Consider the following 25,983-nt stretch of genomic DNA (forward strand, 5'->3'; position numbering starts at 1 on the left):
ATGAACCCGATGAACGCGCAGCACCCTTCGCCGGGGCCCGCCACGGACCCCGTCTTCTCCGTACGGAACCTGTGGAAGGTCTTCGGCCCCAAGGCCGAGCGCGTGCCCGCCGACCCGGAGCTCGGCTCCCTCGACGCCGCCGAGCTGCGCGAGCGCACCGGCTGCACCGCCGCCGTACGCGATGTCTCCTTCGACGTCCGCAAGGGCGAGGTCTTCGTCGTCATGGGCCTGTCCGGCTCCGGCAAGTCCACGCTCGTCCGCTGCCTGACCCGGCTCATCGAGCCGACCTCGGGCACCGTCGCCATCGACGGCGAGGACGTGCTCTCCATGGACGCGGGCCGGCTCCGCGAACTGCGCCGGCATCGGGCGGCGATGGTCTTCCAGCACTTCGGACTGCTGCCGCACCGCACGGTCCTCGACAACGTCGCCTACGGCCTGGAGATCCAGGGCGTCGGACGCGGCGAACGGCGCGAACGCGCCGCCGAGTTCGTCACCAAGGTCGGCCTGGACGGCATGGAGCACCGCACCCCGGGCCAGCTGTCCGGCGGCCAGCAGCAGCGCGTCGGCCTGGCCCGCGCGCTCGCCGTCGACCCCGAGGTCCTGCTCTTCGACGAGCCGTTCAGCGCGCTCGACCCGCTCATCCGCCGCGACATGCAGGAGGAGGTCGTCCGCCTCCACCGGGAGGAGGGCCGCACGATGGTCTTCATCACGCACGACCTGAGCGAGGCGCTGAAGCTCGGCGACCGCATCGCCCTGATGCGCGACGGGCGGATCGTGCAGCTCGGCACGCCGGAGGAGATCGTCGGCGCTCCCGCCGACGACTACGTACGGGACTTCGTCCGGGACGTGCCGCGCGAGCAGGTGCTGACCGTCCGCTCGGCGATGCGCCCCGCGCTCGCGGACGAACGCGAGACGGGCCCCGCGCTCGCCCCCAGCGCCACCGTCCACGAGGCCATCGAGGCCGTGGCCCGTACCGGCGAGAACGCCCGGGTCGTCGAGGGCGGCCGGTGCCTCGGCGTGGTCGACCACGCGGGACTCCTCGGTGTCGTCGCCGGGGTACCGGCGGCGACGGGGAAGGCGGTGGCCTGATGTACTCGCATACCACCTGGCCGCCGCCGTGCGGCGGCACGACCGGTGCCGGCGCCGCACAGGCGCGCCGCCGCACCGTGACCGGCGGCACCGGGCGGTGGGGCCGATGACCGTCACCGCCACGCCCGCCTCCCGCGGCCGCCGCACCCCTACCGGTGCCGCCGGCTCAGCCGCCGGAGCCGGCACCAAGGGCATGACCGGTGCCGGCCGTCCCACTGGAACCCGTCCCACCGGATCCCGTCCCACCGGCACCGGCCGCGCCGGACGGTTCGCCGCACCGCACGCGCTCACGCGCCACCGCGGCCGGCTGATCGGCGCCGCCACCGCCGTCGCGCTCGTCCTCGGAGCCGTCCTCCTCGGCACCGGCGACTGGCCGGCGTCCCTCGCCGTCGACCTGTCCGGGCCGCTCGGGCGCGCCAGCGACTGGATCATCGACCACCGCGACAGCCACCCGCTGTTCCTCTACTTCCTCGGCCACGTCAGCAACCTCGTGGTCGTGTCCGTCCGCGCCGTGTACCTGGTGCTGCTCGCCCTCGGCTGGGCCGGCGTCACCGCCGCGGCCGGCCTTCTCGCCTGGCGGGTCGCGGGCGTCCGGCTCGCGCTGACCTCCGTCACCGCCTTCGCCGTGTGCGGACTGCTCGGCATGTGGGTGCCCACCATGCAGACGCTCGCCCTGATGGTGGTCGCCGTCGCCGCGTCCGTGCTGCTCGGCGGTCTCCTCGGGCTCGCCGCCGGCCTTTCGGACCGCATGCACCGGATCCTGCGCCCGGTGCTCGACACCATGCAGGTGCTGCCCGCCTTCGCGTATCTGCTGCCGGTCGTCCTGGTCTTCGGCATCGGTGTGCCCGCCGCCGTCCTCGCGACCGTCGTCTACGCCGCCCCGCCGATGGCCCGGCTCACCGCGCTCGGCCTGCGCGGCGCGGACGCCGGCGTCATGGAGGCCGCCGCGTCGCTCGGCGCCACCGGCAGGCAGCGGCTGCTCACCGCCCGGCTGCCGCTGGCCCGCAGGGAACTCCTGCTCGGCGTCAACCAGGCCATCATGATGGCGCTCGGCATGGCCGTGATCGCCTCCGTCATCGGTGCGGGCGGTCTCGGCGACCGCGTCTACCAGGCCCTGGCCTCCGTCGACGTCGGCGCCGCGCTCGCCGCCGGCGTGCCGATCGTGCTGCTCGCCGTCGTCCTGGACCGGGTGACCGCCGCGGCGGGGGAGCGGATCGGCGCCGCCCCGCGCCGCCGGGCCGGGCTCGTCCGGGCCGCCGTCCTCCTGGCCGTCGCCGCCGTCGCCGCCCTCGGGCGCCTCACCGACCGGCTCACCTGGCCCGAGCCGTGGACGACGGACATTGCCGAACCCGTCAACCGGGCGGTCGACTGGATGACCGGCCACCTCTACTCCGGCGTGCCCCTCGTCGGCGGCACCGCCGACTGGGCGGGCCGGTTCACCACCTGGGTCCTCAACCCGCTGCGGGACGGCCTGCAGTGGCTGCCCTGGTGGGCGGTCCTGCTGGCGGTCGGCGCCCTCGCCCTGCTCATCGGCACCTGGCGCACCGCCGCCACCGCCGTCCTCGCGATGGCCGCGATCGGTGTGCTCGGCGTCTGGGACCCGGCGCTCGACACGCTGTCCCAGGTCCTGGCCGCCGTCGCCGTGACGCTGCTGCTCGGCCTCGCCCTCGGCGTCGCCGCCGCCCGCAGCACCCGGCTCGGCCGCGCCCTGCGACCGGTGCTCGACGTCTTCCAGACGCTGCCGCAGTTCGTCTATCTGATCCCCGTGGTCGCCCTGTTCGGCGTGGGCCGCGCCCCGGCCGTCGCGGCCGCCGTGGTCTACGCGCTGCCCGCGGTCGTACGGATCACGGCCCAGGGCGTGCGCGCGGTGGACCCGGCCGCGATGGAGTCCTCGCGCTCCCTGGGCGCGACCGGCCGCCAGCAGCTCTTCCAGGTCCAACTGCCCCTCGCTCGGCCCGCCTTGCTGCTCGCCGCCAACCAGGGCGTGGTCCTGGTCCTCGCCGTCGTCGTCATCGGCGGACTGGTGGGCGGCGGCGCGCTCGGCTACGACGCGGTCTTCGGCCTCGCCCAGGGCGACCTGGAGACCGGCCTGGTCGCCGGTGCCGCGATCGTCTGCCTCGGCCTGATGCTCGACCGGGTCACCCAGCCGACGGAACGCGAACGCGACGGAAAGGGGGCCTGAGATGGCCCGCACACGCCTCACCGCCCTCGTGACCGTGGCCGCCCTGGCGGCCGGGCTCACCGGCTGCGGCGCCGCCGACATGACCCGCCAGTCCTCCCCGTACGCCGACGCGAAGGGCGCCCGCACGGTGACCCTGTCCGTCCAGTCGTGGGTGGGCGCGCAGGCCAACGTCGCCGTCGCCCGTTACCTGCTGGAGCACGAGCTCGGCTACCGGGTCGACACCGTCCAGATCGACGAGGTCCCCGCCTGGGACGCGCTCAGCCAGGGCCGGGTGGACGCCATCCTGGAGGACTGGGGCCACCCGGAGCAGGAGAAGCGGTACGTCGACGACAAGGGGACCATCGCGCGGGGCGGTGACCTCGGCGTGACCGGGCACATCGGCTGGTTCGTGCCGACGTACTTCGCCGAGAAGCACCCGGACGTCACCGACTGGAAGAACCTGAACAAGTACGCGGGCGCCTTCCGCACCGCGGAGAGCGGCGGCAAGGGCCAGCTCCTGGACGGCTCCCCGTCCTACGTCACCAACGACAAGGCGCTCGTCGAGAACCTGGACCTGGACTACCAGGTCGTGTTCGCGGGCTCCGAGGCGGCGCAGATCACCCAGATCAAGCAGTTCGCCAAGGAGCGGAAGCCGTTCCTGACCTACTGGTACAAGCCGCAGTGGCTGTTCGAGAAGGTCCCGATGACGGAGGTGAAGCTGCCCGCCTACCAGGAGGGCTGCGACGCCGACCCGAAGAAGGTGGCCTGCGCCTATCCGCACACCCCGCTGCAGAAGTTCCTCAACGCCCGCTTCGCGGACGGCGGGAGCGACGCGGCGGCCTTCCTGAAGAAGTTCCGCTGGACGACCGAGATGCAGAACGACGTCGCCCTCATGATCGCGGAGCAGAAGCTGTCGCCGGAGGAGGCGGCCGGCCGCTGGGTCAAGGCCAACGAGGCCACCTGGCGGACCTGGCTCCCGTCCTGACACGGGTGCCACCGCTGCGGCTCCCGTCCTGACACGGGTGCGGCGGCCCGGACTTCGCGCCCGGACCGCCGCACCCGCCGTGGCGGGGAGCCCGCGTCACTTCGACATGATGAAGTCCAGGGCGGCGCCCGACGCGGTCGTCCAGTAGGTGACGAGCTGGCCGTCGTCCGCGTACAGGGTGCTGACCGGCATCGGCACATCGACCGGCTCGCCCAGCCGACTGCCCGGCTTGCCGCCCTGCAGGGTGAGGCTGATGCTCTTCGCCTCGTACTCGTCCCGGGCGCCCCCGCTGACCAGCAGGGCCGCATGGGCCTCGTCCCCCGGGGCGAGGGTGACCGGCTTCCCCGGGTCCGGGTCGCTGTCCTTGATCACCGGAACCGTGGTCCGGGCATCCGCACCGAGCCGCACGAGGGGATAGCGGTACAGCTCGCACGTCGTGTCGCCCGTGTTCTGGACGGTGATCAGGAGGTGCCTGGCCTCCTTGCTGTCCGCGGGCTCCTTCACGGCGGAGACCGCGAGGCGCTCCGTCGTGCAGGCGGCGCCGGCGCCGGTGCCGGTGCCGTTGCCGCCGGAGCCACCGGTCCCGTCGGAGCCGTCGGAGGTGGCGCTCGGCTTCGGCGAGGCCGTCGCGTCCGGCGTGGCCGAGGCCGATCCGCCCGGCCTCGCCGAACTCGTCGCGCTCGCCCGGTCCGACGGCGCGGCCGTGGCCGAGCCCTCGGCCGCGTCCGGCCCGCAGGCGGTGGCCCCGAGCAGCGCGGCGACCACCGCCGCGCCGACGGCCCAGGACTTCCAGGCAGCAGTGTTCATGATGGTTCCCCCGTGGTCGGCCGCGAGCGGCCACTCTCGACGCTTGCCGTGACCAGAGTCCGCGGAGGAGGGCCGTCCCCGACACCCCCGCCAGGGAGTTGTTACCGACGAGGGACGGGGACGTGCCGATTCCGCCCAGCGGCGGGCCAGTCGCGTGCGGCAGGACCGGGAATGCCCGCCCGGAAACGACTGGTTGTGCCGTGCATGACTCTCGGAGTGACGCTCGGCTCGACCTCCCGGCAGCTTCCCGTCGACGACACTGAGGCTCGCACGCGAGGCGCGGGACGCCGGACTGCACTCCGCGTGGTTCGGCCAGCCTTCGCGTACGAGCTGAGCCCGACCTCGTACCCCGCCCATCAGCGCCCCCGTCAGCAACCCTCCTCCGACTCGAAGGTGCGCAGCAGGTCGGCCGCGACGCTCACGGCGATGGTCGCGGGCTCCTTGCCGGTGATGTCGGGCAGGCCGATCGGGGTCTTGATCCGGTCGACGGTGGTCTCGTCGTGCCCGCCCTCGGTGAGAAGACGGCGGCGGAAGCGCACCCACTTGGCCGCCGAGCCGATCAGCCCGATCGAGCCCAGACGGGGGGTGCGCAGGGCGGCGTCGCACAGGGCCGCGTCCTCGGCGTGATCGTGGGTCATGATCAGGACGTGGGTGCCGTGCGGCAGTTCCTCCAGGACCTCCTCGGGCAGCAGCGGCGTGTGGTGCACGTGCACCTGCGCCACCGCGTCCGCCAGGACGCCGAGCCGCTCCTCGGTGAGGATGTCGGAGCGGCTGTCGATCAGATGGAGGTCGAGGTCCTGGCGGGCCAGGATGCGCGCCAGTTCGAGGCCGACGTGCCCGACTCCGAAGATCGCCACCGCCCGCACCACCGGGAGCGGTTCGAGCAGCACCGAGACCGTGCCGCCGCAGCACTGAACGCCGTGGCGGTTGGTCACCTTGTCGTTCAGGGCGAAGTCGATCAGCTCCGGCTCCGGCTTGCCCGCGTCGATCATCTCCCGGGCCCGGTCGATCGCGACGGCCTCGACGTTGCCGCCCCCGATCGAGCCCCAGGTTCCGGTCCGTCCCACCACGAGCTTCGCCCCGGCGTCGCGCGGGGCGTGGCCCCGCACGGTCGCGACGGTCACGAGCACGCCGGGCTCCCGGCGTGCCCGCAACCGCGCGACCGCGGAGACCCACGTCATGTCAGGCACCGATCGCCGCTTCTGCGTCGGCCCGGAACCCGCCGTCGGCCGGCCCGCCCTCGACCCGCGCGCCCTCGACCCGCGCGCTGTCGATCCGCGCGGCGGCGTCGTCGGCCGGCCCGTCCGATGCACCGCTCCCGCGGGCGGCCTGGATCGCCCAGTACACCGCCTCCGGGGTCGCGGGCGAGGCCAGCTCGACGCTGGTCCCGGCAGGACCGAACGCCGCGGCGGCCTGCCGCAGGGCCTCGCGCACCGAGAACGCCAGCATCAGCGGGGGCTCGCCGACCGCCTTGGACCCGTACACGGCGCCTTCCTCGGTGGCGTTCTCGAGCAGCGTGACGTTGAACTCCTCGGGCATCTCCGAGAAGCTCGGCAGCTTGTAGGTGCTCGCGGCCTGCGTCAGGAGGCGCCCGCGGTTGGGGCCGTCACCGGCGTCCCAGCGCAGGTCCTCCAGCGTCAGCCAGCCCGCTCCCTGCACGAAACCGCCCTCGATCTGACCGATGTCGATCAACGGCGAGAGGCTGTCGCCGACGTCGTGCACGATGTCGACCCGCCGGATGCGGTACGCGCCGGTGAACCCGTCCACCTCCACCTCGGCCGCGGCGGCGCCGTGGGCGAAGTACTTGAACGGCGAGCCCCGGAACGTCTTCGCGTCCCAGTGCAGACCCTCCGTCCGGTAGAAACCGGCCGCCGACAGCTGGACCCGCTGGAGGTACGCGGTGCGCACCAGGTCGTCCCAGGCCAGCTCCCTGTCGCTGCCCAGCGTGCGCGCGACGCCTTCGACGATGCGCACGTCCGAGGCGTGCGAACCGAGCTGGGTGGCCGCCACCCGCACCAGCCGCTCCCGCAGCTGCTCGCAGGCGTTCTTCACCGCCGCGCCGTTGAGGTCCGCCCCGGCACTGGCGGCGGTGGCGGAGGTGTTGGGCACCTTGTCCGTACGGGTCGGGGCCAGCCGCACCTTGTGCAGCGGGATGCCGAGCGTGGTCGCCGCCACCTGCAGCATCTTGGTGTGCAGGCCCTGGCCCATCTCCGTACCGCCGTGGTTGATCAGGACGGAGCCGTCCTTGTAGATCAGCACCAGCGCCCCGCCCTGGTTGAAGGCGGTGAGGTTGAACGAGATCCCGAACTTCAGGCCCGTCAGGGCGAGCCCCCGCTTGGTGTGCGGGTGCGCGGCGTTGAACGCGGCGATCTCGCGCGTGCGGTCGGCGATGCCGGCGCTCTCCTTGACCTGCTCCCAGACGGCCGAGATCCGTTCGGGCCGGACGACCGGCTGCCCGTACGGCGTGGTCTGGCCCTGCCCCTTCCGGTAGAAGTTGCGCTCCCGCAGCTCGATGGGGTCGAGGCCGAGCAGCGGCGCGCACCGGCCCATGATGTCCTCGATCACCAGCATTCCCTGTGGGCCGCCGAAGCCGCGGAAGGCGGTGTTGGAGACCTTGTTGGTCCTGGCGATGCGACCGGCGACGCGGGCGTTCGGGATCCAGTACGTGTTGTCGATGTGGCACAGCGCGCGGGCCACCACCGGCTCGGACAGGTCCAGGCTCCAGCCGCCGTCCGCGGTCAGGGTGGCGTCGAGGGCCTGGATGCGGCCGTCGGCGTCGAAGCCGATCCGCCACGCGGCGTGGAACCCGTGCCGCTTGCCGGACATCGTCAGGTCCTGGGTGCGGCTCAGCCGCACCCGGACGGGCCGGCCGGTCAGCTTGGCGCCGAGCGCGGCGACGGCGGCGAAACCGTGCGGCTGCATCTCCTTGCCGCCGAACCCGCCTCCCATCCGCAGACACTGCACGGTCACCTCGTGACTGTGCAGGCCGAGCACGTGCGCGACGATCTCCTGGGTCTCGGACGGATGCTGGGTGCTGCTCTGGACGAAGACCTGCTCGGCCTCGTCGATGTAGGCAAGGGCCGCGTGCGTCTCCAGGTAGAAGTGCTCCTGGTCGGAGAACTGCAGCTCGCCCGTGAACACATGCGCGGAGTCGGCGAAGCCGGCGTCGATGTCGCCGGTCTCCATCACGGGCCGGGCGCCGTGGAAGCTGCCCGCCGCGATCGCCTCCTGGAGGGTGATCACCGAGGGCAGCTCGTCGAGTTCGACCTCGACGGCGGCGGCGCCGAGCCGGGCCGCCTCCAGCGTCTCGCCCAGCACCCAGGCGACCGCGTGGCCGTGGAACATGACCTCGTCGGGGAAGAGCGGTTCGTCGTGCTTCATCCCGGCGTCGTTGACCCCGGGCACGTCGGCGCCGGTCAGCACGCGGACCACACCGGGCACGGCGAGCGCGGCCTCGGTGCGCAGCGCGGTGATCCGGCCGTGGGCCTTCATGACCTGGACCGGGTAGGCGTGCAGCACGTCCTTGGTCCGGTGGACCAGGTCGTCGGTGTACAGCGCGGTGCCGGTGACGTGCAGGGCGGCACTCTCGTGCGGCATCGGCACGCCGACGACGGCCTTCTCGGGGCGCTCGGACAGTTGGCTCATGACGACACCGCCTCGGTGGTCTGTGCGTACAGCTTCAGCAGGCTCTGGCCGAGCATCGCGGAACGGTACGCGGCGCTCGCGCGGTGGTCGCTCATCGGGGTCCCCTCGGTGCGGAGCACCGCCGCGGCGGCCTCGACGGTCTGTGCCGTCCAGGCCCTGCCCTCCAGGGCCGCCTCGGTGGCGAGGGCGCGGACCGGGGTGGCGGCCACGCCGCCCAGACCGATCCGGGCCTTGCGGACGAGGCCGTCCTCGACGTCGAGCGCGAAGGCGACCGCCACGCTGGAGATGTCGTCGAAGCGCCGCTTGGCGATCTTGTGGAAGGCCGTGACCGGTGACAGGGGCAGCGGAACGCGAACGGCGCGGATCAGCTCATCGGGCCGGCGCACGCTCTGCCGGTAGCCGGTGAAGTACTCCGCGAGCGGGACCTCGCGCTCACCGTCGGCGTCGGCGAGCACCACCGACGCCTCGAGCGCGAGCAGCACCGGCGGGCTGTCCCCGATGGGGGAGCCGGTGCCGAGGTTGCCGCCGAGGGTGGCACCGTTGCGGATCAGCCGGGACGCGAACTGCGGGAACAGTTCGGCGAGGAGCGGTACGGAGCCGTTGAGCCGGCGCTCGATCTCGGTGAGGGTCAGCGCCGCCCCGATCTCGACGGAGTCGGACGCGACGCGCAGTTCCCGCAGTTCGGGCAGCCGGTCGACGGCGACCACGCAATCCGCCCGCCGGGCACGGATGTTCACCTCCACGCCCCAGTCGGTGGAGCCGGCGACCACCACCGCGTCGGGCCGCTCGCGCAGCAGTCGCAGCGTCTCCGCGAGCGTGCCCCTGCGCAGGAACTCGGCGCCGTCGCGGCGGTATTCGGTGGCCACGGGCGCGGGCGGGTCCTCTTCGCGCCGCCGCGCCAGCGGGTCGTCGCCGGTGGGCGCGCCGACGGCGAAGGCGGCGTCGCGGATCGGGCGGTAGCCGGTGCAGCGGCACAGGTTGCCGCTGAGGGCGTGGAGGTCGAAGCCGTTCGGCCCGTGCTCGGCGTCGGCGCCGTCGGCCGGGGCGGGCTCGGCGTGGGCGCAGCGGTCGGGCCGGTAGTACTCGGCGGCCATGCTGCACACGAATCCCGGGGTGCAGTAACCGCATTGGGAGCCGCCGCGGACCGCCATCTCCTCCTGCACCGGGTGCAGGGCGGGCGGCGTGCCGGGGGCGCCGGGGGTGGCGAGCCCCTCGGCGGTGACGAGCTCCTGGCCGTCCAGCGCCGCGACCGGGACCAGACAGGCGTTGACCGCCACCCAATCGGTGGGCTTGTTCACCCCCGGACGGGCCACCAGGACCGAACAGGCACCGCACTCGCCCTCGGCGCAGCCCTCCTTGGTGCCGGTGAGGCCGCGCTCGCGCAGGAAGTCGAGCACGGTGGTGTGGGGCGCGGCCGGAGCGATCGGCGCTTCTTTCCCGTTGACCGTGATCCGCGCCGCTACCATGACGGGCCCTCGTTTCGGAGCAGGATCGATCGATGCATCATGTTCGCCAATTTCAGGCAGCTTTCTGTGTGCGAAGGCGCCACGCGACAGAAGTGGGCGCGGAACGGCACGCGGCAGCGGCGTGCCAGGAAAGGTGAGGGAACAACCCGGGAGATGCCACGGAAGGGCACCTCGACTACGGCGTGATCAGCAGCCGTGCGCGATACGACCCGGGACCCAGACCGTGGTGTGGGCGAGGCGACTCAGGTCAGAGCTGGTGTACATCCGCCGGTCGCCTCCTCTCGGTCGTCCTGGGGTCGACGTTGACCGCAAGTTAACGGCTGGCGCGAGGCAGGTCAAGAGGGCGTCGGCTCCGTGAGACGGGTCGGGGGCCGGCGCCGGGACGCGAGCCGGGCGGCTGCTCAGGCGGGTTGGAGCCGGGTGTGCAGCAGGCAGAACTCGTTGCCCTCCGGGTCGGCCAGGACGTGCCAGTTCTCCTCACCGGTCTGGCCGACGTCGGCGGGCCGGGCGCCGAGGGCGAGGAGCCGCTCCAGCTCGGCGTCCTGGTCACGGTCGGTGGCGTTGACGTCGATGTGCAGGGGGAGTCGGCCGGTGCGCGGGTTGCTGCTGGGGCTGAGGACGAGGGTGGGCTGCGGCCCGCCGAACCCGACCCCGGGCGGCCCGATCTCGATGCTTCCGTCCTCACGCCCGAGCTCCACATAGCCGAGGACCTCGCTCCAGAACGCGGCGAGCCGGTCGGGGTCGGCGCAGTGGAGGACCAGCTCACTGATGCGGCATGCCATGGCCGCCAGTGTAGGAAGACGGCCCGTACGGGAGCCCCAGCCACGCCGACGGCACCTGCCGGATCGGTCCGTCCCGTACCGGACCTCACTGACCAGATGACCATTTTGGTCAGTTGGTCTACCGTCGCACCATGAAGACGCACACAAGCCCGCGTCGGCGGGCTCTCGTAGTCGGACTCGGGGTCAGCGGGACCGCCGCCGCGCTGCGGCTCCACCGGGCGGGCTGGGACGTCCTCGTCCTGGAGAAAGCCGCGGAACGCCGCCGCGGCGGGTACTTCATCGGCCTCTTCGGCACCGGGATCACCGCGGCGGAGCGCCTGGGCATCGAACTGCCCGACCGCTTCTCGGCGGACATCGCCTACTACACCGTCGACCGCGCGGGCCGCCGACGGCGCTGCCTCAGCTTCACCGACGCCGTGCCCGGCCGGGCCCGCCCCGTCGTCCGCGGCGACATCGAGCAGGCCGCCTTCGACGCCCTGCCCGAGGACGTGGAGATCCGCTACGCCTCCGTCCCGGCCGCCCTGCGCCACGACGAGGACGGCGTGCGCGTCGACATCGAGGACCGGGCCGCCGGGACGCGGACCACCGAGCGCTTCGACCTCGTGGTCGGCGCCGACGGCCTGCGCTCGACCGTACGGCGGCTCGCCTTCGGGCCCGACGAGGGACGCCTGCACCGCCTCGGCTACATGCTCGCGGCGTGCGCCCTGCCCGGCCCGGTCCCCGGCTTCCGGGGCACGGACGGGATCGTCATGACCGAACGGGGCCGCTCCGCCTGGGTGTTCCCGTTCGCCGACCGGCCACCGACCGTGCTGTTCAACTACCGCACCGACGACGTCGACGGCGCGCTCTCCAGGCCCGCCGCCGCCTCGCTCCGTGAGGTGTTCGGACCGCGGCCCACGGGCCGCACCCTCGGCTGGCTGCTCGACCGGTTCGAGGAGGCACCGGAGCACCTGTTCGACACCGCAGAGCAGGTACGCCTCGACACCTGGCACCAGGGCAGGGTGGTCCTCCTCGGCGACGCCGCCTGGTGCATGACCCTCTACTCCGGCATGGGCGCCTCCACCGGCCTGGCCGGGGCCGACCTGCTGGGCACGATGCTGGAGCGCTGCCCCGGGGACGTACCGCGGGCGCTGCGCGCCTGGGAGGCGAAACTGCGGCCCTTCATCGCGTTCCACCAGAGCACCGGCATGGACATGCGCAAGCTCTTCGTCCCGGCCGGCCGCACCGAGTACCGCATCCGCACCGTCATGGACCGCGTGGTGGGCACGGAGCTCGGCCGGCGGGTCCTGTCGCAGCGACAGCACCGCAGCAAGGCCGCCCGGATGAAGACGGTCGACGTCGCCCTGTCCTGACCGGATCCGGGCCGCCGGCACGGCCGGCTCACCCCCGTGGCCCCCGTGACATCATGCTCCCGGAGAACGAACGGGAGGAACCACGACGGTGAGCCGGCTGATCGAACACGACTCCGCCAAGGCGGCCAGAATCCTCGACAGCGCTCGCGAACTGGTCCTCGAACACGGCGTCCGCAAGGTGACCATCTCCGAGATCGCCGCCGCCGCGGGCGTGGGCAAGGGCACGGTCTACCTCTACTGGGAGACCAAGGAAGACCTCTTCGTGGGCCTGGCCGCGCGTGAGGTGCTGGCCTGGATCGAGACGCTCAACCGGCACATCGCCCAGGACCCGTGGACCGTCCTGCCCCGCCGGCTCGCTCCGCTGCTCATCCGCACGACCCTGGGCAACCCGTGGCTGCGGTGGCTCCGCGGCGACGACCGGGCCCTGCGCCAGCTGCTCCACCGCCCCGCCGACCAGGAGCGCTTCGCCGACGCCACCCCGAGCGCGATGGGCAACGCGGTCGCGACGATCCTCCACGAGCACGGGCTCGTGCGCGACGACCTCCCGCTGTCCCGCCAGATGTACGCGCTGCACGCCGTACTGGTCGGGTTCGGCACGGTCATGAACGACGCCGAGGTCGCGGGCCCGCTCCGCGTCGACGACCCCGAGACCGCCCTCGCCGACACCGTCCACCTGCTGCTCGAACGGCCGGAGGACCCCGACGCGCGGGACGTCGCCCAGGCCGCGGAGGCGGTACGGGCCCGGTTCGCCGAGATCCACGACAGCCTCCTGGAACTCGTCTCGACGGGCGCCGCCGGAACCAGGTGACCGGGCGGGGCGTCAGGGCGCCCGGCCGCCCGCCCGATTCAGTACGCCCCGATCGACCAGAAGACCCGGGCGGGAGCGGACGGGAGCCGGTTCCCCCTGCCACTCCTCGCTCATCACGGCGAGCGCGCCGACCGCCGCCCGGTGGCCACGAACGTGTACGGGTCGTCGAGCAGCCGCAGCACCGCCGCGCTCCACGCACGGCGTTCGAGGGCGGTCCGGTCGTCGGGCGAGGGCATGGGCGCCACTCCAGGAGGCGCCCCGGGCCGTTCCCCGCGTGGCCCCCGGCCGCATGCCGGTGGCCCGGTGCCGCTCGATGATGAGCACATGGACGTCACCGAGGTACTTCTGCCGGGCGTGGGGCTGCGGTACGAGTTCACCAGCCACCGCGGGGACCGGGTGGGTGTCGTGGCCCGCCGGACGGGCGACTTCGAACTGGTCGTCTACCCGGAGGAGGACCCGGACGAGGGGCGGCCGGTGCTCCAGCTCAACGGCGAGGAGGCCGACGCCGTCGCCGAGATCCTGGGCGCCCCGAGGATCACGGAGCGCTTCGCGGACCTGACGAAGGAGGTCCCCGGGCTGCTGTCCGCGCGGATCGAGGTGCCCCCGGGCAGCGCGTACGACGGCCGGCCGCTGGGCGACACCCGGGCGCGCACCCGCACGGGCGCGTCGGTCGTCGCGATCGTGCGCGGCCGGGACGTGATCGCCTCGCCCGCCCCCCGGGAGGTCCTGCGCGGCGGGGACGTCCTGGTGGTGATCGGCACCCACGAGGGCATCGGGGGCGTGGAACAGATCATCCGGGGCTGAGCGGCGTGCGCACCCCGGTCGCCCTGCTCCTGGAGCTGGGCGTGATCCTCGCGGTCCTCGGCGTGCTCGGCACGCTGGCGCGCCGCCTCACCCTCTCGCCCGTCCCGCTCTACCTCCTCGCCGGCCTCGCCATCGGCGAGGGCGGCGTCGCGCCCGTGCCGGCGGCCGGTGACTTCGTCGAGACCGGTGCCGCGATCGGTGTCGTCCTGCTGCTGCTCACCCTGGGTCTGGAGTTCTCCCTGCCCGAGTTCGCCGTGGGCGTGCGACGGCATGTGCCGTCCGCCGTGGTGGACCTCGGTCTGAACGCCGTGCCCGGGGCCGTCGCCGGATGGCTTCTGGGTCTGGACGGCATCGGGATCCTCGCCCTGGCCGGCGCCACGTACATCTCCTCCTCCGGGATCGTGGCCCGGCTGCTGTCCGATCTGCGGCGGCTGGGCAACCGCGAGACCCCGGCGGTGCTTTCGGTCCTGGTCATGGAGGACTGCGCCATGGCCGCCTATCTCCCGGTGCTCGCCGTGCTCGCGTCGGGCGGCCAGTGGTGGCAGGCGGGGCTCGGCGTGCTCGCCGCCCTGGGCGCGGTCGTCGTCGCCTTCACGGTCTCCTACCGGTGGGGCCACCACGTCGGCAGGCTCGTCGCCCACCCGGACGACGAACAACTGCTCCTGCGCGTCCTGGGCCTCACACTCATCGTCGCCGCCCTGGCCGAGGCCGTGCACGCCTCCGCCGCGGTCGGAGCCTTCCTCGTCGGCCTCACCCTGACGGGCGAGACCGCGACCCGTACCCGCGCGGTCCTCGGGCCGCTGCGGGACCTGTTCGCGGCGGTGTTCTTCCTGGCCATCGGGCTGTCCGTCGACCCGGGCGACCTCCTGCCCGTGCTGCCCGCCGCGCTCGCGCTCGCCGCCGTCACCGCCGTCACCAAGGTCGCCACCGGCCACTTCGCCGCCGCCCGCGACCGGGTCGGCCGCAAAGGACGGCTGCGCGCCGGGACCGTGCTCATCGCGCGGGGCGAGTTCTCCCTGGTGATCGTCGGCCTCCTCGGCACGATGCACGACGCCCTCGGCCCGCTGGTCACCGCGTACGTCTTCGTCCTCGCCCTCGCAGGCCCCCTCCTGACCCGACTCGCCGGCGCCCTTCCGCTGCGCGACACCCGCCCGCCCGGCCCGGCGCCGTCAGGGATGTGACTCCTCGCGCCCCGTCCCCGTCAGGAAACGCCGGGCCGCCCGGTTCAGGAGGCGTGACCATGCCGGCGTACGAGGTCTCGCGAGGCGGGACGGGCCGGGCCCTCGTTCACTCGCACGTGTGGTCCGGCGCGGATCCTCGCCACCCTGAGCGTCCGCCGCACGTTGGGGTGGTGCGACCCGCTTGCAGTGACGGTTCTGCACGCTGGACCTGCGGTCATGCGCCGCACGGCGGACGGCGGCGTCGCGTACGAAGGCAATGGGCCGGATGACGGGTGGAGCGGACGTGCGGGCTGGATCCGAGGGGGACGGCGCCCCGTTCGAGGGGCGTCACGGCGGGCTGGTGGGCCGCGAGGCGGAGCTGGCCGCACTGGAACGGGCGCTGGCGGCACGCCGGCTGGTCACCGTCGTGGGCGCGGCCGGTGTGGGCAAGAGCCACCTGGCGATGGCGGCCGCCGACCGCCGCGACCGGGTGGTGCCGGGGGCGGGGACGGTGAAGGTCCGCTGGCACGACGGCATCCCGGCGGCCCCCAGCGCTCTGGCCGCACGCATCCTGCGGGCCCTGGACTCCGCGGTCGAGCCGTCCGTCGAGCCGTCCGAGCTGTCGGGCGGGCCTTCTCGCGTCGAGCCGTCCGGGCCGCCTGGCCGGTCCTCTGCTGCCGAGCCGTCCGGCCGGTCCTCTCCCGTTGAGCCGTCCGGCCCGCTCTCTCCCGTCGAGCCGTCCGCCCCACCGCCCCCGGCCGGCGGGCCGCTGCTCGTCCTCGACGACGTCGACCCGGTGCACGCCGAATGCACCAGGCTGGTGCAGTCCCTGCTGATGCGCCTGCCCGACCTCCGGGTCCTGGTCACCGCGCGCCGTCCGCTGGGGCTCGGTGACGAGCACGTACTGCGCCTCGCGCCGCTGCCCGTCGGCGACCCCGCCCACTCCGCGAACCCCTCCCCGGCGGCCGAGCTGTTCCTCGCCCGCGCCACCCCCGGCCGGCCCGACGCGGTCGCCGAGCTCGGCGCGGTCGAACGGGTGTGCCGCCTCGTCGAAGGCGTGCCCCTGGCGATCGAGCTCGCCGCCGCCCAGCTCGGCGACACCACCATGAGCGAGCTGACCGAACGCCTGGAGACCGGCCTGTGCTGGCTGGCCGGTGCCGGCTCCCCGGTGAACCGGCACCGGTCGGTCCGCGCGTCGATCGGCGCCGTACACGCCCTGTGCGAGCCCACCGTCCGTACGGTCTGGCGCTGCCTGAGCGTCTTCGCGGGGGCCTTCACGGAGGCCGCCGCCGGGTTCGTCTGCGAAGGACTCGGCGTCGACCCGGACGAAGTGCCGCCCGCGCTGGCCGTCCTGGCCGCGACGGGCGTCCTCCAGCCGCAGGGCGAGATCGGCACCGCACGGGAAGTGCGCTACCGGATGGCGCGGGCCGCCCGGGACTTCGGCCGCGAACGCCTCACCGCCTCCGGAGAGACCGCCGTGGTACGAGACCGCCACGCCCGCCACTGCCGGAGCGTGGCCGTGGTCGCGGAGACCCTGTGGAACAGCGGTCTGCAGCGGCAGGCCGCCCAGCTCGTCCTCGACGAAAACGCCGACCTGCTCGGCCTGATGCGCCGCGCCGCCCACCGGCCGGCGCTCGCCCAGGCCGCCGTGGACAGCGTGCTGCACCTGTGGTTCTGGTGGGCGGCCCACGGCCACGCCGAGGAAGGCGCCGCACACCTCCTGCGCCTGCTGCCCCTCCTGCCCTCCGAAGGCCCCGCGAAGGCCCGGGCGCAGTGGCTCGCCGCCTGGCTCAGCACCGCCGCCGACCCCACCACCGCCCGCCGGCTCCTCGACGCCGCCTGGCCGGCTGCCGTCCTCGCCGGTGACGACGCCCTCATCGGCCGCATCTCCCACGCCCACGGCACCCTCGCCTGGCAGCGGCACGACCTCCGCGCCGCCGCCGAGCACTACCGTCACGCCGCCGCCACCATTCCCGAACACGCCACCGCCGGGCCACCGGCCGTCGTCAGCCTCGCGGCCCTCGCCATCGTCCAGACCCATACCGACACCGAGGCCGCACTCCACACCGCACGGCGCGCGCTCGCCCAGCCGACCGCCCGCGACGACACCTGGGCCCGGGCCCTCGCCCACTACGCCCGCGCCCTCGCCGACCACCGGGCCGGCCGCACCGGCCGGGCCCGCCACCGCGCCCGCCGCGCGCTCGCCCACCTCGACCCCCGCCTGGACGCGCCCCAGGCCCACCGCGCCCTGCGACGCCTCCTCGACCACGTCGAGCCCACCGGCCCCGCCACCGGCGCCGACACCGCACCACGGCTCCGCCCACCCTCCCTGCCGACCCAGCGCTCGACGGCCGAGGACCCCGTCCGCCGATAATGGCGCCGTGATCAACAGGAAGCTGCGCGTGGTACTGGCCGAGGACTCCGTCGTGCTCCGGGACGGCATGACCGAACTGCTCGGCGCCCGCGGCTGCGAGGTGGTCGCGGCGGTCGGGACGGCACCCGCGCTGCTCGCCGCGGTCGCCGAACACCGGCCCGACGTGGCCGTCGTCGACATCCGGATGCCGCCCATGCACACGGACGAAGGGATCCGCGCCGCCGTCGAGATCCGGGCGACGACGCCCGAGGTCGGCATCCTCGTCTTCTCCCAGCACGTGGAGACGGCCTTCGCGTCCCGGCTCCTCGCGGACGGCGCGGCGGGCGTCGGATACCTCCTGAAGGAACGGGTCGCCCGCACCTCCGAGTTCGTCGACGCGCTGCACCGGGTCGCCGACGGGGGAGCGGCGCTCGACCCCGAGGTGGTCACCCAGCTGATGCGCGGACGGCGGCGACGCCTGGTGGACGCCCTGACCCCGCGCGAGCGCGAGGTGCTGGAACTGATGGCCCAGGGCCGTTCCAACCGCTCCATCGCCGCCGCCCTCGTCGTGTCGGAGCGGGCGGTGGAGAAGCACGTGGCCGCCGTGTTCGGCAAGTTCGGGCTGGTGGCGACGGACACCGACAACCGGCGGGTGAAGGCCGTCCTCACCTACCTCGCGGAGAACGGCAGCTGACGGCCCGTCACAGGCGGACGGGCAGCTCCGCGGTGACCACGGTGGGGCCGCCGGGCGGACTGTCGACCCGGAGGAAGCCGTCCACGGCCGCGAGCCGTTCCGCCAGACCGGAAAGACCGGTCCCGGCCGCAGGGCTCCCGGCAGGCGCTGTGCCCAAGGCCGCGCCGCCGCGTCCGTCGTCGCGTACGACCAGACGGACACGCCCGTCGGCGGCGGTCACCGTGAGCGCGGCCGCGGCGGCACCGCTGTGCCGGGCGACATTGGTGAGCAGCTCGGCGGCACAGAAGTAGACGGCCCGTTCGATCGCGGGATCCGGGCGCTCGGGCAGGTCGACGCGGACCGCGACGGGCACCGGCGACGTGGCGGTGAGCCCCGGCAGGGCCTCGTGCAGACCGCCGTCCAGGGCGGCCGGGTGGATGCCCCGGGTGAGCCGCCGCAGCTCGCCGATCGTCTCGTCGGTCTGGCCGCGGGCCCGGTCCACCAGGGTACGCAGCCGCCCGAGGTCCGGGGCGGCCCCGGGCGCCAGCGCGTCCTCCGCCAGCGAGAGGGTGATCGCCAGGGCCACCAGACGGGCCTGGGTGCCGTCGTGCAGATCGCGCTCCAGGCGGCGCAGCCGCTCGGTGCTCTCCGCCAGCAGCGACGCGCGGGCGCCCTCCAGCTCTCGTACCCGCCGCTGGACGCGGGCCGGGCCGAGCAGCAGCCGCGCCAGCCACCGGTTCGCCCGGCCGAGCATCCGTACGGCTCCGGGCACGCAGACCAGGAGCAGCAGGCCGAGCAGGACGGCGCCGGCATCCAGCAGGCCGGCCGGACGCGGACCCGGTTGCAGCAGCCGCACCCACAGCGGGAAGCCGACCAGCCAGCCACAGCCGAGCGGGAGCACGACGGCGGCCGCGAAGCCGACGACCCCGAGCGGCAGCCGCAGCACCAGGTAGAGCAGCGCCCGCCACGCCACCGGGTCGGCAAGGACGGTACGCCCGCGCGCGAGCACGCCGCGCGGACGCGGCAACGGTTCCGGCCCCTCCACGTACGCGCCGAGCAGCCGCCCGACCAGGCGCCGGTGCGCCGTCCCCAGCCCCCGCGCGCCCAGCAGCCCGGCGACGACGAACGGCAGCCCGAGCACCGTGAGCGAGAGCAACGCCCCCGCGTAGAGCACCGCGAGCGCGTAGACACCCCCGAGCAGGGCGAGCGGCAGCCCGACGACGGCGAAGACCCACTCCCCGGCCGCGCCGCCCCCACGCCCGGCCGCCCCGGCGACCGCGTCCCCCGTCCCGGTCTTGCCCGTCCCGGTCTCCACCACACCGTCCTCGCCCGTCCGCGCACCACGCGGCCGCGCCCCCGCCCCGCCCGTGCCGTCAGTCACGGCCGCCGCCCACCAGCTCCGCCGCCCGGCCGCGTACGGCGCGCAGGCCCGTGGCCAGGACGGCCGGGACGGTCAGCACCGCCGCTCCCGCGAGGGTCCACAAGCAGGCGGCCATCGGGACGGACGGGACCGGGGAGCCGGTCGCCGCCGTGCTGAAGGCGGCGCCCGCGGCGGCGGCGACCGTCGCGCCGAGGAGGACGCCGACCGCCGTCGTGAGGACCGCCTCCGCGGTGAGCACGCGCAGCAGTTGGGCGCGGGTCGCGCCGACGAGGCGGAGCAGGGCGAACTCGCGGCGCCGGTCGGCGGTCACGGCGACGAGGGTGTTGAGGGTCGAGACGGCGGCGAAGCAGAGCAGCAGCCCCAACTCGGTCTGCCGGAGCCAGACGTCCGTCGCGGAGCCGGCACTCGTCGTCGCGGCGGGGGAGCGGAGGGCGGTGCTCGTCATGATCGACATGGTGCCCGACAGGCCGACGAGGAGGGCGACCGGCACCACGGCGGACGACAACCGCCGTGCGTAGCCGCGCAGGTTGGCGTCGGCCAGCCACCCGGCCCCGGGAGCCAGGACCCGTACCGGCGTGCCCAGCGCCGTCGAGAGCAGCCGCGCAGCGAACGGCCCGGCCAGGGCGACGGCGACGAGCAGCACCAGCGAGCCCAGCAGCGCCGCCTGCCCCGCCTTGTCCAGTTCGTGGGGCGGCCGGGTGGCGGCGAGACGCAGCAGGAGGCCGCCGCCCACCAGGACGCCGATGCCGGCGAGCAGCCGCGGCACACCCGTACGCCCGTGCTCGGTCGTGCTCGCGGTGAGGGCGGCGGCGGGGGCGATACGGGAGATCCGCCGGGCCGCGAGGGCCGTGGCGGCCAGGCCGACGACGAGGGCCGCCGCCAGCGCCACCAGCATCGGGACCGGTGTCCACGGCACCCGCAGGCCCGGTGCCGCCATCCCCCGGTGCTGCAGCGCCGAGAGGAAACGCCGGGCCGCCGCCGCCCCGACGAGCCAGGCCGGTACGGCGACCAGCAGCGTGGTCGCGAGGACCTGCCCGCGTACCAGCCGCCGGGTCTGCCGGGGCGTCGCCGCGATGGTGCGCAGCAGCGCCAGCTCGCGGTGCTGCTGACGCAGGGCGAAGCCCAGGGCGTTCACCACGACGAAGAACGCCACCAGCACGGCGATCTCGCCGAAGGCGCCGGCGATCACCTTCAGGTCGGGCCCGTCGACCGCCCCCCGGGCATGCGCGGGGGCGGCGAGGTCGGCGGCGAACAGCGAACCGAACAGCGTCACGGTGGCCATGGCCAGGAACAGCGCCGCCGCCAGACCGGCGAAGGCGGCCGGACGCCGGCGCATCTGACCCAGCGCGACCGACGGACCGGGAGCGAGCGACACCATGACGCTCACCCGCCCAGCCGGCTCAGGCGCTCGCCGACCCGCGCGGCGGTGGGCCGGTCCAGCTCGTCGACCACCACGCCGTCGGCCAGCAGCAGCACCCGGTCCGCGTACCCGGCGGCGACCGGATCGTGGGTCACCATCACACAGGTCCGGCCGTCCCGGTCCACCCCCTCGCGCAGCAGGGCGAGGATCTCGTGGCCGGTGCTCCGGTCCAGAGCACCGGTCGGCTCGTCGGCGAACAGCACCTCGGGGCGGGAGACCCACGCCCGCGCGATCGCCACCCGCTGCTGCTGCCCGCCGGACAGCTGCCCCGGCCGGTGCCGCTCGCGCCCCGCCAGCCCCACCCGGGCGAGGGCGTCACGCACCCGGTCCCTGTCGGGGCGCCGCCCGGCGAGCCGGCCGGGCAGCTCGACGTTCTGCGCGACCGTCATCGCCGGCATGAGGTTGAACGCCTGGAACACGAACCCGACCCGTTCGCGCCGCAGTTCGGCCAGCCGCCGCTCGGGCAGCCGCGACACCTCCGTGTCACCCCACCAGACCGAGCCCCGGGTGGGCCGGTCCATCCCCGCCAGGCAGTGCAGCAAGGTCGTCTTGCCGGAACCGGAGGGCCCCATCACCGCCGTGAACGTCCCCGGCGCGAGCGCCACCGACACCCCCCGCAGCGCCCGTACCGCGGCCGCGCCCCGCCCGTACTCCCGGTGCAGACCCTCCGCCCGCGCCGCGGTCCCCGTACCGTTCTCCGTCACCGTTTCCGTCATGACCCCCATCCTCGGAGCGCCGCGCCCGCCGATCGATCGTGCCGGCCCCCGAACCGGGGGTTCGGAGAACCGCACCCCGGGCGGCTCGGCGGTGAGGGGCGAGAGGGAGACGGGAGGGCGCCCAGGGCGCCGGCCGGGAGTCTTCGAGGTCCTCGGGGAGTGTCCGGTCGAGCGGGACGGGGGCGCCGTGGCACAGTGGGCCCATGTGCGGCCGCTACGCCTCCACCCGTGGGCCCGAGGACCTGACCCGGCTGTTCGGCGTCACCGACTGGCGCCCCGAGGAGACAGTGGCGCCCAGCTGGAACGTCGCACCGACCGACGAGGTCTACGCGGTCCTCGAACGCGCCGCGCGGGACGACCGCGACGACGAGGTGCGCCGGGAGCTGCGGGCGCTCCGGTGGGGACTCGTGCCCTCGTGGGCGAAGGACCCCAAGATCGGCTCCCGGCTGATCAACGCGCGCGTGGAGACCGTGCACGAGAAGCCCGCCTACCGGCGCGCCTTCGCCAGGCGGCGCTGCCTGCTGCCCGCCGACGGCTTCTACGAATGGGATCCCGTCAAGGACGAGGCGACGGGCAGGACGCGTAAACAGCCCTACTTCATCCACCCCAGCGACGGTCAGGTGATGGCCATGGCCGGCCTGTACGAGTACTGGCGCGACCCGGACGTCACGAACGACGACGACCCCGCCGCCTGGCTGGTGACCTGCACGATCCTCACCACACAGGCCACCGACGCGGCCGGCCGCGTCCACCCCCGCATGCCCCTCGCGCTCCCCGCGGACCACTACGACGCCTGGCTCGACCCCCGCCACCAGGACACCGACGACCTGCGCGCCCTGCTCGTCCAGCCGGGGAACGGCCGGCTCGACGCCCGTCCCGTCTCCCCGGCGGTCAACGACGTCCGCAACAACGGGCCCCACCTCCTGGACGCGGTCGGCTGACGGCCCACCGACAGTCCACCGCCGGCCGACCGACCCTGACCACAGGGCGGACCCGCGCGGGCCAGCCGGACGGCGCGTTTACGGAGGCCAGGAGGGGACAGGAGCGGAGGCACGCCCGCAGCGCCGGGCTGCCGGACCGCCACGGGGCGTCGACCGACCGTCCGCGTCCCGGGACCGCCCGAGAAGACCTGAGAGGTGACCATGACCGCCCTCGCCACCGCGCCCGCACTCGCATCGGCCGGCTCCAACGCCGTGCTCTTCGCCGTCGTCATCGGAGTCGTGGTCGTCGCCCTGCTCATCGGAGCGTTCTGGTGGGGCAGCCGTCGCGTCGCCCGCAGGCGCCGGCCGGTCGGCGACCCCACGCGGGCGCAGCGCGCGGGCGGCGACTCGTGGACCACCCCGGACGACCGCGACGCCCGGTGATCCGGCCACGGCCGCCCCAGGCCGCGGCGGCTCGTTCCTGCCCCGGCCGTCCGTAGGGCCCCTCGCCGCGACGCCCTCCGGACGGTCCCTCACCCGGGGCCCCGCACCCGTTGTCAGTGGCCCTGCGTAATCTCGCTCGCATACGCAGCCGAGGGGCGTCGCGCCCCTGGTTCGTGCTGCGCTGACGAGTGGTGGAACGGGCGGAGGGGCGCGGCTGATGGCGTGGCTGCGCAGGGCGGGCCTGGTCGTGGCAGCGGAGCTCGCCGAGGCCCTGACGGCGGAGGCCGACCGCCGACCCCGCGACTCCTTCGGCCGCCTCGTCGACGCCTCTTCGGACGGCTACGCCCGCGCCTGGCTCGCCTCCGCCGTCCATCTGGCAGCGGCCGAGAGATCCCTGGTGGCCGCCACCTGGTCCCGGCCCTCCTGACCCGCGCGTCCCGCCCGCCCCCGGTATCGGCCAGGGGCGGGCGACGGAGGGGGCGGGCTGGTGCGCGCGGGCGCGGCCCGCCCGGCTCCAGCGCTCCGCGCGGGGCCGGGATCAGTGGCCCAGTGCCTTCTTGAGCTGCTGCTTGTTCATCGTGGAGCGGCCCTCGATGCCGCGCTTCTTCGCCTCCTCGTACAGCTCGTCCCTGGTGCGCTCGGACGACCCGCCGCCACCGCCACGGGACTTCTCCCCGCCGCGCTGCGAAGCGGACTTGCCCTGCGTGGAACTGCGGCTCGCCGTCTTGCTCTCGCCGGAGCGGGCGCGTTCCTTGTTCACCGTGCGGGAGGCCATCTCCTTCGCGCGGTCCTCCGACATCCCGCGCTTCTCTCCGGACTCCTTGATGTGCTCGTACTGGCGCTCACGCTTGGGGCTGGATCCTCGGGGCATGACGACCTCCTGGTTCGACTGCGATGTCACGGTCATGGTGCGGCTGCCCCGTCCGGGCCGCATCTCACATGCCAGGGCCGATGCTTCGCACGGCGGCCGCTCGGCCCGCGCCTCACGGCAGGCGGGGCGGCGTACGCCGGGGCCCGGCGGCACCGAGGCCGACGGTCCGTCCCGCGACGGCCCGTACACCCAGCGGATGGAACCGGCCGACCGGCGGAGCGCCGCCCGGGTGACGGCAGGCGGCGCGGACCGGTCAGCGGGTGTCGTCCGCACCGGGCCGGACGGCGGTCCCGAGGATGTGGGTGGCGGTCGGCAGGGGGACGCGGGTCCGGGGGAAGGCGAAGCGGTCGACCGTGCCGAGGGCGAAACCGGCGGTGACGAGGGCCGTCAGGGTGTCCCGCCCGGTGTGGCAGCCGCCCGCGAGCCGGGGCCAGACGGTGGCGTCCAGGGCGCGCTGGACGCGCCGCATCGCGGGGGAGTCGGCCCGCACGTGCTCGAAGAACCTGAGCTGTCCGCCGGGCCGGAGCACCCGGTGGAGTTCGGCGAGCGCCCTGTCCGGGGCGGCGACGGAGCACAGGACCAGGCACACCACGGCCGCGTCGAACGACGCGTCGGGGAAAGGGAGGCGCTCGGCCCGGGCGGCCTCGACCTCGACCGGGACGGGGGCGCGGCGCGCCTCACGCTCGGCCATCCGGCGCAGGTTCGGCTCCGGCTCGACGGCGACGAGCCGGGTCACCCCGGGCGGACAGTGCCGGAAGTTCAGCCCGTTGCCGGCGCCGACCTCGATCACCTCACCGGCCAGGCCGTCCAGGAGCCGCCCGCGGTGCTCGGCGATGCCCGCCTTCTCCAGGGCGGGGCCCGCGTATCCGGCGTAGAAGCGGGCGAAGAGCGGGTGCGGTTTGAGGGGTTGGGGTTCGGCCGGTCGGGGATCGATCGGCTCGGGATCGAGCGGTCCGGTCATGGCGCGGTCTCCTCTGCGGAAGCTCCCCGACGGCGTCCGGCTCCGGCGCATCGCGGCTCCGACGGCCGGGAGCCGGGCGGACCGGCCGGTCGTCAGGTGCCCCTCGGGGGCAGTCGGTGCAGGACGACGTCACCGAGGGCGCCGTCCGAGACGTCCACGGTCATGTACGTGCAGTGCGGCTGGCGGCGGCGGTCGGTGGGGGAGCCGGGGTTGAGCAGGCGCAGCCCGCCGGGGGCCGTGGAGTCCCACGGGATGTGGCTGTGACCGAACACGAGGACGTCAAGGTCGGGAAAGCGCCGGGCGCAGCGCTGCTCGCGGCCCGCCGCCGCCCCCGTCTCGTGCACCACTCCGAAGCGCAGTCCGCCCAGTTCCGCCCGGGCGACCTCGGGCAGCCTCCGCCTCAGGGACGGGCCGTCGTTGTTCCCGTACACGCCGATCAGGCGGCGGGCACGGGCCTCCAGCAGGTCGAGGACGGCCTCCTCGGTCCAGTCGCCGGCGTGGAGGACGACGTCGGCCCGGTCGACGGCCGCGAGGAGGTCCTCCGGAAGACGCCTGGCGCGGGACGGGAGATGGGTGTCCGACGTGAGCAGCAGCCGCATGCCGCCACCCTAGGAGGTGGCGGGCCGGCGTGCGCCCGTCCGCGTGGCCGGTCGCTCGCTCGGGTCGCTCGGTCGGCTCGCTCGGCCGTCCGGACGGTCAGGGACGGGAGAGCGGCCCCCAGGGGCCCTTCTGCCGGGCGATCTCCTGCTCCGCCTGGGCGATGACCTCCTCGTCCACCCAGCCGACGGGCCGCACGTCCCGCACCAGCGGCTCGTTGTCGGGGCCCCGGGCGACCTCCCTGCCGTACAGCAGCCAGGGCCGGACCCGGCCGTCCCTGACCCGTGGCAGGTGCGAGTAGTCGTACAGGCGGCGCGCCGCCCACGTACGCAGGGAGCGTTCGCCCCACCAGTCCTCGACGTCCAGCGGGTTCGCGGAGAGGCCGGGCAGTTCCACGCCGGTCAGTCCGTCCCGGCTCGTGGGCGTCGACAGGTCCGTCTGCGGGCCGAGGGACCACCGCAGGTACAGATGGCGCCGCGTGGCGATCAGCTCGGTCAGCTCGTCCAGGGACCGGATGGTCGTCATCGTGGCCGGGGCGTGCGTCTCGTGCATGTCCGAGCCCCTACCCGGTCCTGCCTCCCGCACGCG

Annotated in this window: 25 protein-coding genes; 12 read left to right on the plus strand and 13 right to left on the minus strand. The window is 74.6% G+C overall.

Annotated features, from left to right (window positions below):
- The first annotated feature begins 9 nt into the window (after window positions 1-9).
- The 3 genes from ABTZ91_RS04300 to ABTZ91_RS04310 all read left to right on the plus strand — a co-directional run bounded on the left by ABTZ91_RS04300 (window position 10) and on the right by ABTZ91_RS04310 (window position 4,235).
- Entirely contained in the window at window positions 10-1,089 is a 1,080-nt protein-coding gene (locus tag ABTZ91_RS04300) for a glycine betaine/L-proline ABC transporter ATP-binding protein (protein ID WP_352075587.1), read from the plus strand.
- A gap of 193 nt (window positions 1,090-1,282) precedes the next feature.
- Entirely contained in the window at window positions 1,283-3,271 is a 1,989-nt protein-coding gene (locus ABTZ91_RS04305; RefSeq protein ID WP_407077892.1) for an ABC transporter permease subunit, read from the plus strand.
- Window position 3,272: 1 nt separating this feature from the next.
- Window positions 3,273-4,235 (plus strand): ABC transporter substrate-binding protein, encoded by a 963-nt coding sequence (locus ABTZ91_RS04310; RefSeq protein ID WP_352075589.1) that lies wholly within the window; start codon window positions 3,273-3,275, stop codon window positions 4,233-4,235.
- A 96-nt stretch (window positions 4,236-4,331) separates the two neighbouring features.
- Here the strand turns inward: ABTZ91_RS04310 and ABTZ91_RS04315 are convergent, their stop codons facing one another.
- The 5 genes from ABTZ91_RS04315 to ABTZ91_RS04335 form a co-directional block, all read right to left on the minus strand.
- Window positions 4,332-5,042 (minus strand): DUF4232 domain-containing protein, encoded by a 711-nt coding sequence (locus tag ABTZ91_RS04315; protein WP_352075590.1) that lies wholly within the window; start codon window positions 5,040-5,042, stop codon window positions 4,332-4,334.
- A gap of 368 nt (window positions 5,043-5,410) precedes the next feature.
- Window positions 5,411-6,223, minus strand: a complete 813-nt coding sequence (xdhC, locus tag ABTZ91_RS04320) for a xanthine dehydrogenase accessory protein XdhC (protein ID WP_352075591.1) — start codon at window positions 6,221-6,223, stop codon at window positions 5,411-5,413.
- Between the two features lies 1 nt (window position 6,224).
- Window positions 6,225-8,687 (minus strand): xanthine dehydrogenase molybdopterin binding subunit, encoded by a 2,463-nt coding sequence (xdhB, locus tag ABTZ91_RS04325; protein WP_352075592.1) that lies wholly within the window; start codon window positions 8,685-8,687, stop codon window positions 6,225-6,227.
- Window positions 8,684-10,153, minus strand: coding sequence for an FAD binding domain-containing protein (locus ABTZ91_RS04330; RefSeq protein WP_352075593.1), 1,470 nt, complete (start codon window positions 10,151-10,153; stop codon window positions 8,684-8,686). The genes xdhB and ABTZ91_RS04330 overlap by 4 nt, the downstream gene beginning before the upstream one ends.
- Window positions 10,154-10,554: 401 nt before the next feature.
- On the minus strand, window positions 10,555-10,935 hold the full coding sequence (locus ABTZ91_RS04335; protein WP_352075594.1) for a VOC family protein: 381 nt from the start codon (window positions 10,933-10,935) through the stop codon (window positions 10,555-10,557).
- Between the two features lie 131 nt (window positions 10,936-11,066).
- Here ABTZ91_RS04335 and ABTZ91_RS04340 point away from each other — a divergent pair, with 131 nt between their 5' ends.
- Entirely contained in the window at window positions 11,067-12,287 is a 1,221-nt protein-coding gene (locus ABTZ91_RS04340) for an FAD-dependent monooxygenase (RefSeq protein WP_352075595.1), read from the plus strand.
- Between the two features lie 88 nt (window positions 12,288-12,375).
- Window positions 12,376-13,095 carry a helix-turn-helix domain-containing protein gene (locus ABTZ91_RS04345; protein WP_352075596.1) on the plus strand — a complete coding sequence of 240 codons (720 nt, stop codon included), beginning with the start codon at window positions 12,376-12,378 and terminating at the stop codon, window positions 13,093-13,095.
- Between the two features lie 113 nt (window positions 13,096-13,208).
- Here the strand turns inward: ABTZ91_RS04345 and ABTZ91_RS04350 are convergent, their stop codons facing one another.
- Complete coding sequence (locus tag ABTZ91_RS04350; protein ID WP_352075597.1) at window positions 13,209-13,331, minus strand: hypothetical protein; 123 nt, start codon at window positions 13,329-13,331, stop codon at window positions 13,209-13,211.
- Window positions 13,332-13,419: 88 nt separating this feature from the next.
- Between ABTZ91_RS04350 and ABTZ91_RS04355 the strand changes: the two genes are divergently transcribed.
- From ABTZ91_RS04355 to ABTZ91_RS04370, 4 genes are all read left to right on the plus strand, one after another.
- Window positions 13,420-13,899, plus strand: coding sequence for a cation:proton antiporter regulatory subunit (locus ABTZ91_RS04355; RefSeq protein ID WP_352075598.1), 480 nt, complete (start codon window positions 13,420-13,422; stop codon window positions 13,897-13,899).
- Window positions 13,900-13,904: 5 nt separating this feature from the next.
- A complete protein-coding gene (locus tag ABTZ91_RS04360) occupies window positions 13,905-15,080 on the plus strand; it encodes a cation:proton antiporter (protein ID WP_352075599.1) in 1,176 nt (391 codons plus the stop codon).
- A 283-nt stretch (window positions 15,081-15,363) separates the two neighbouring features.
- Window positions 15,364-17,433, plus strand: coding sequence for an AAA family ATPase (locus ABTZ91_RS04365; protein ID WP_352075600.1), 2,070 nt, complete (start codon window positions 15,364-15,366; stop codon window positions 17,431-17,433).
- A gap of 7 nt (window positions 17,434-17,440) precedes the next feature.
- Window positions 17,441-18,106, plus strand: coding sequence for a response regulator transcription factor (locus tag ABTZ91_RS04370; protein WP_352075601.1), 666 nt, complete (start codon window positions 17,441-17,443; stop codon window positions 18,104-18,106).
- 7 nt (window positions 18,107-18,113) lie between these two features.
- On the opposite strand, the gene ABTZ91_RS04375 is transcribed toward ABTZ91_RS04370, so the two are convergent.
- From ABTZ91_RS04375 to ABTZ91_RS04385, 3 genes are read right to left on the minus strand one after another with little or no spacing between them, the layout of a single operon-like run.
- Complete coding sequence (locus ABTZ91_RS04375) at window positions 18,114-19,466, minus strand: sensor domain-containing protein (protein WP_352075602.1); 1,353 nt, start codon at window positions 19,464-19,466, stop codon at window positions 18,114-18,116.
- Window positions 19,459-20,844, minus strand: coding sequence for an ABC transporter permease (locus tag ABTZ91_RS04380; protein ID WP_352075603.1), 1,386 nt, complete (start codon window positions 20,842-20,844; stop codon window positions 19,459-19,461). Before ABTZ91_RS04380 ends, ABTZ91_RS04375 begins: the two co-directional genes overlap by 8 nt.
- 5 nt (window positions 20,845-20,849) lie before the next feature.
- Window positions 20,850-21,602, minus strand: coding sequence for an ABC transporter ATP-binding protein (locus ABTZ91_RS04385; RefSeq protein WP_352075604.1), 753 nt, complete (start codon window positions 21,600-21,602; stop codon window positions 20,850-20,852).
- Between the two features lie 203 nt (window positions 21,603-21,805).
- On the opposite strand from ABTZ91_RS04385, the gene ABTZ91_RS04390 reads away from it, so the two are divergent.
- The 3 genes from ABTZ91_RS04390 to ABTZ91_RS04400 all read left to right on the plus strand — a co-directional run bounded on the left by ABTZ91_RS04390 (window position 21,806) and on the right by ABTZ91_RS04400 (window position 23,393).
- A complete protein-coding gene (locus ABTZ91_RS04390; protein WP_352075605.1) occupies window positions 21,806-22,543 on the plus strand; it encodes an SOS response-associated peptidase in 738 nt (245 codons plus the stop codon).
- Between the two features lie 201 nt (window positions 22,544-22,744).
- Window positions 22,745-22,966, plus strand: a complete 222-nt coding sequence (locus tag ABTZ91_RS04395) for a DUF6479 family protein (protein WP_352075686.1) — start codon at window positions 22,745-22,747, stop codon at window positions 22,964-22,966.
- 217 nt (window positions 22,967-23,183) lie between these two features.
- The gene (locus ABTZ91_RS04400) at window positions 23,184-23,393 is read left to right on the plus strand and encodes a hypothetical protein (RefSeq protein ID WP_352075606.1); all 210 of its coding nucleotides are present in this window, start codon (window positions 23,184-23,186) and stop codon (window positions 23,391-23,393) included.
- Window positions 23,394-23,504: 111 nt separating this feature from the next.
- On the opposite strand, the gene ABTZ91_RS04405 is transcribed toward ABTZ91_RS04400, so the two are convergent.
- From ABTZ91_RS04405 to ABTZ91_RS04420, 4 genes are all read right to left on the minus strand, one after another.
- Window positions 23,505-23,837, minus strand: a complete 333-nt coding sequence (locus tag ABTZ91_RS04405; protein WP_352075687.1) for a plasmid stabilization protein — start codon at window positions 23,835-23,837, stop codon at window positions 23,505-23,507.
- Window positions 23,838-24,090: 253 nt separating this feature from the next.
- The gene (locus tag ABTZ91_RS04410; RefSeq protein ID WP_352075607.1) at window positions 24,091-24,798 is read right to left on the minus strand and encodes a class I SAM-dependent methyltransferase; all 708 of its coding nucleotides are present in this window, start codon (window positions 24,796-24,798) and stop codon (window positions 24,091-24,093) included.
- 92 nt (window positions 24,799-24,890) lie between these two features.
- Complete coding sequence (locus ABTZ91_RS04415; RefSeq protein ID WP_352075608.1) at window positions 24,891-25,397, minus strand: metallophosphoesterase; 507 nt, start codon at window positions 25,395-25,397, stop codon at window positions 24,891-24,893.
- Window positions 25,398-25,494: 97 nt separating this feature from the next.
- A complete protein-coding gene (locus tag ABTZ91_RS04420; RefSeq protein WP_352075609.1) occupies window positions 25,495-25,947 on the minus strand; it encodes a DUF6098 family protein in 453 nt (150 codons plus the stop codon).
- Window positions 25,948-25,983: the final 36 nt, after the last annotated feature.

It is taken from the genome of Streptomyces sp. NPDC126499, from assembly GCF_040302485.1.
Lineage (GTDB): Bacteria > Actinomycetota > Actinomycetes > Streptomycetales > Streptomycetaceae > Streptomyces.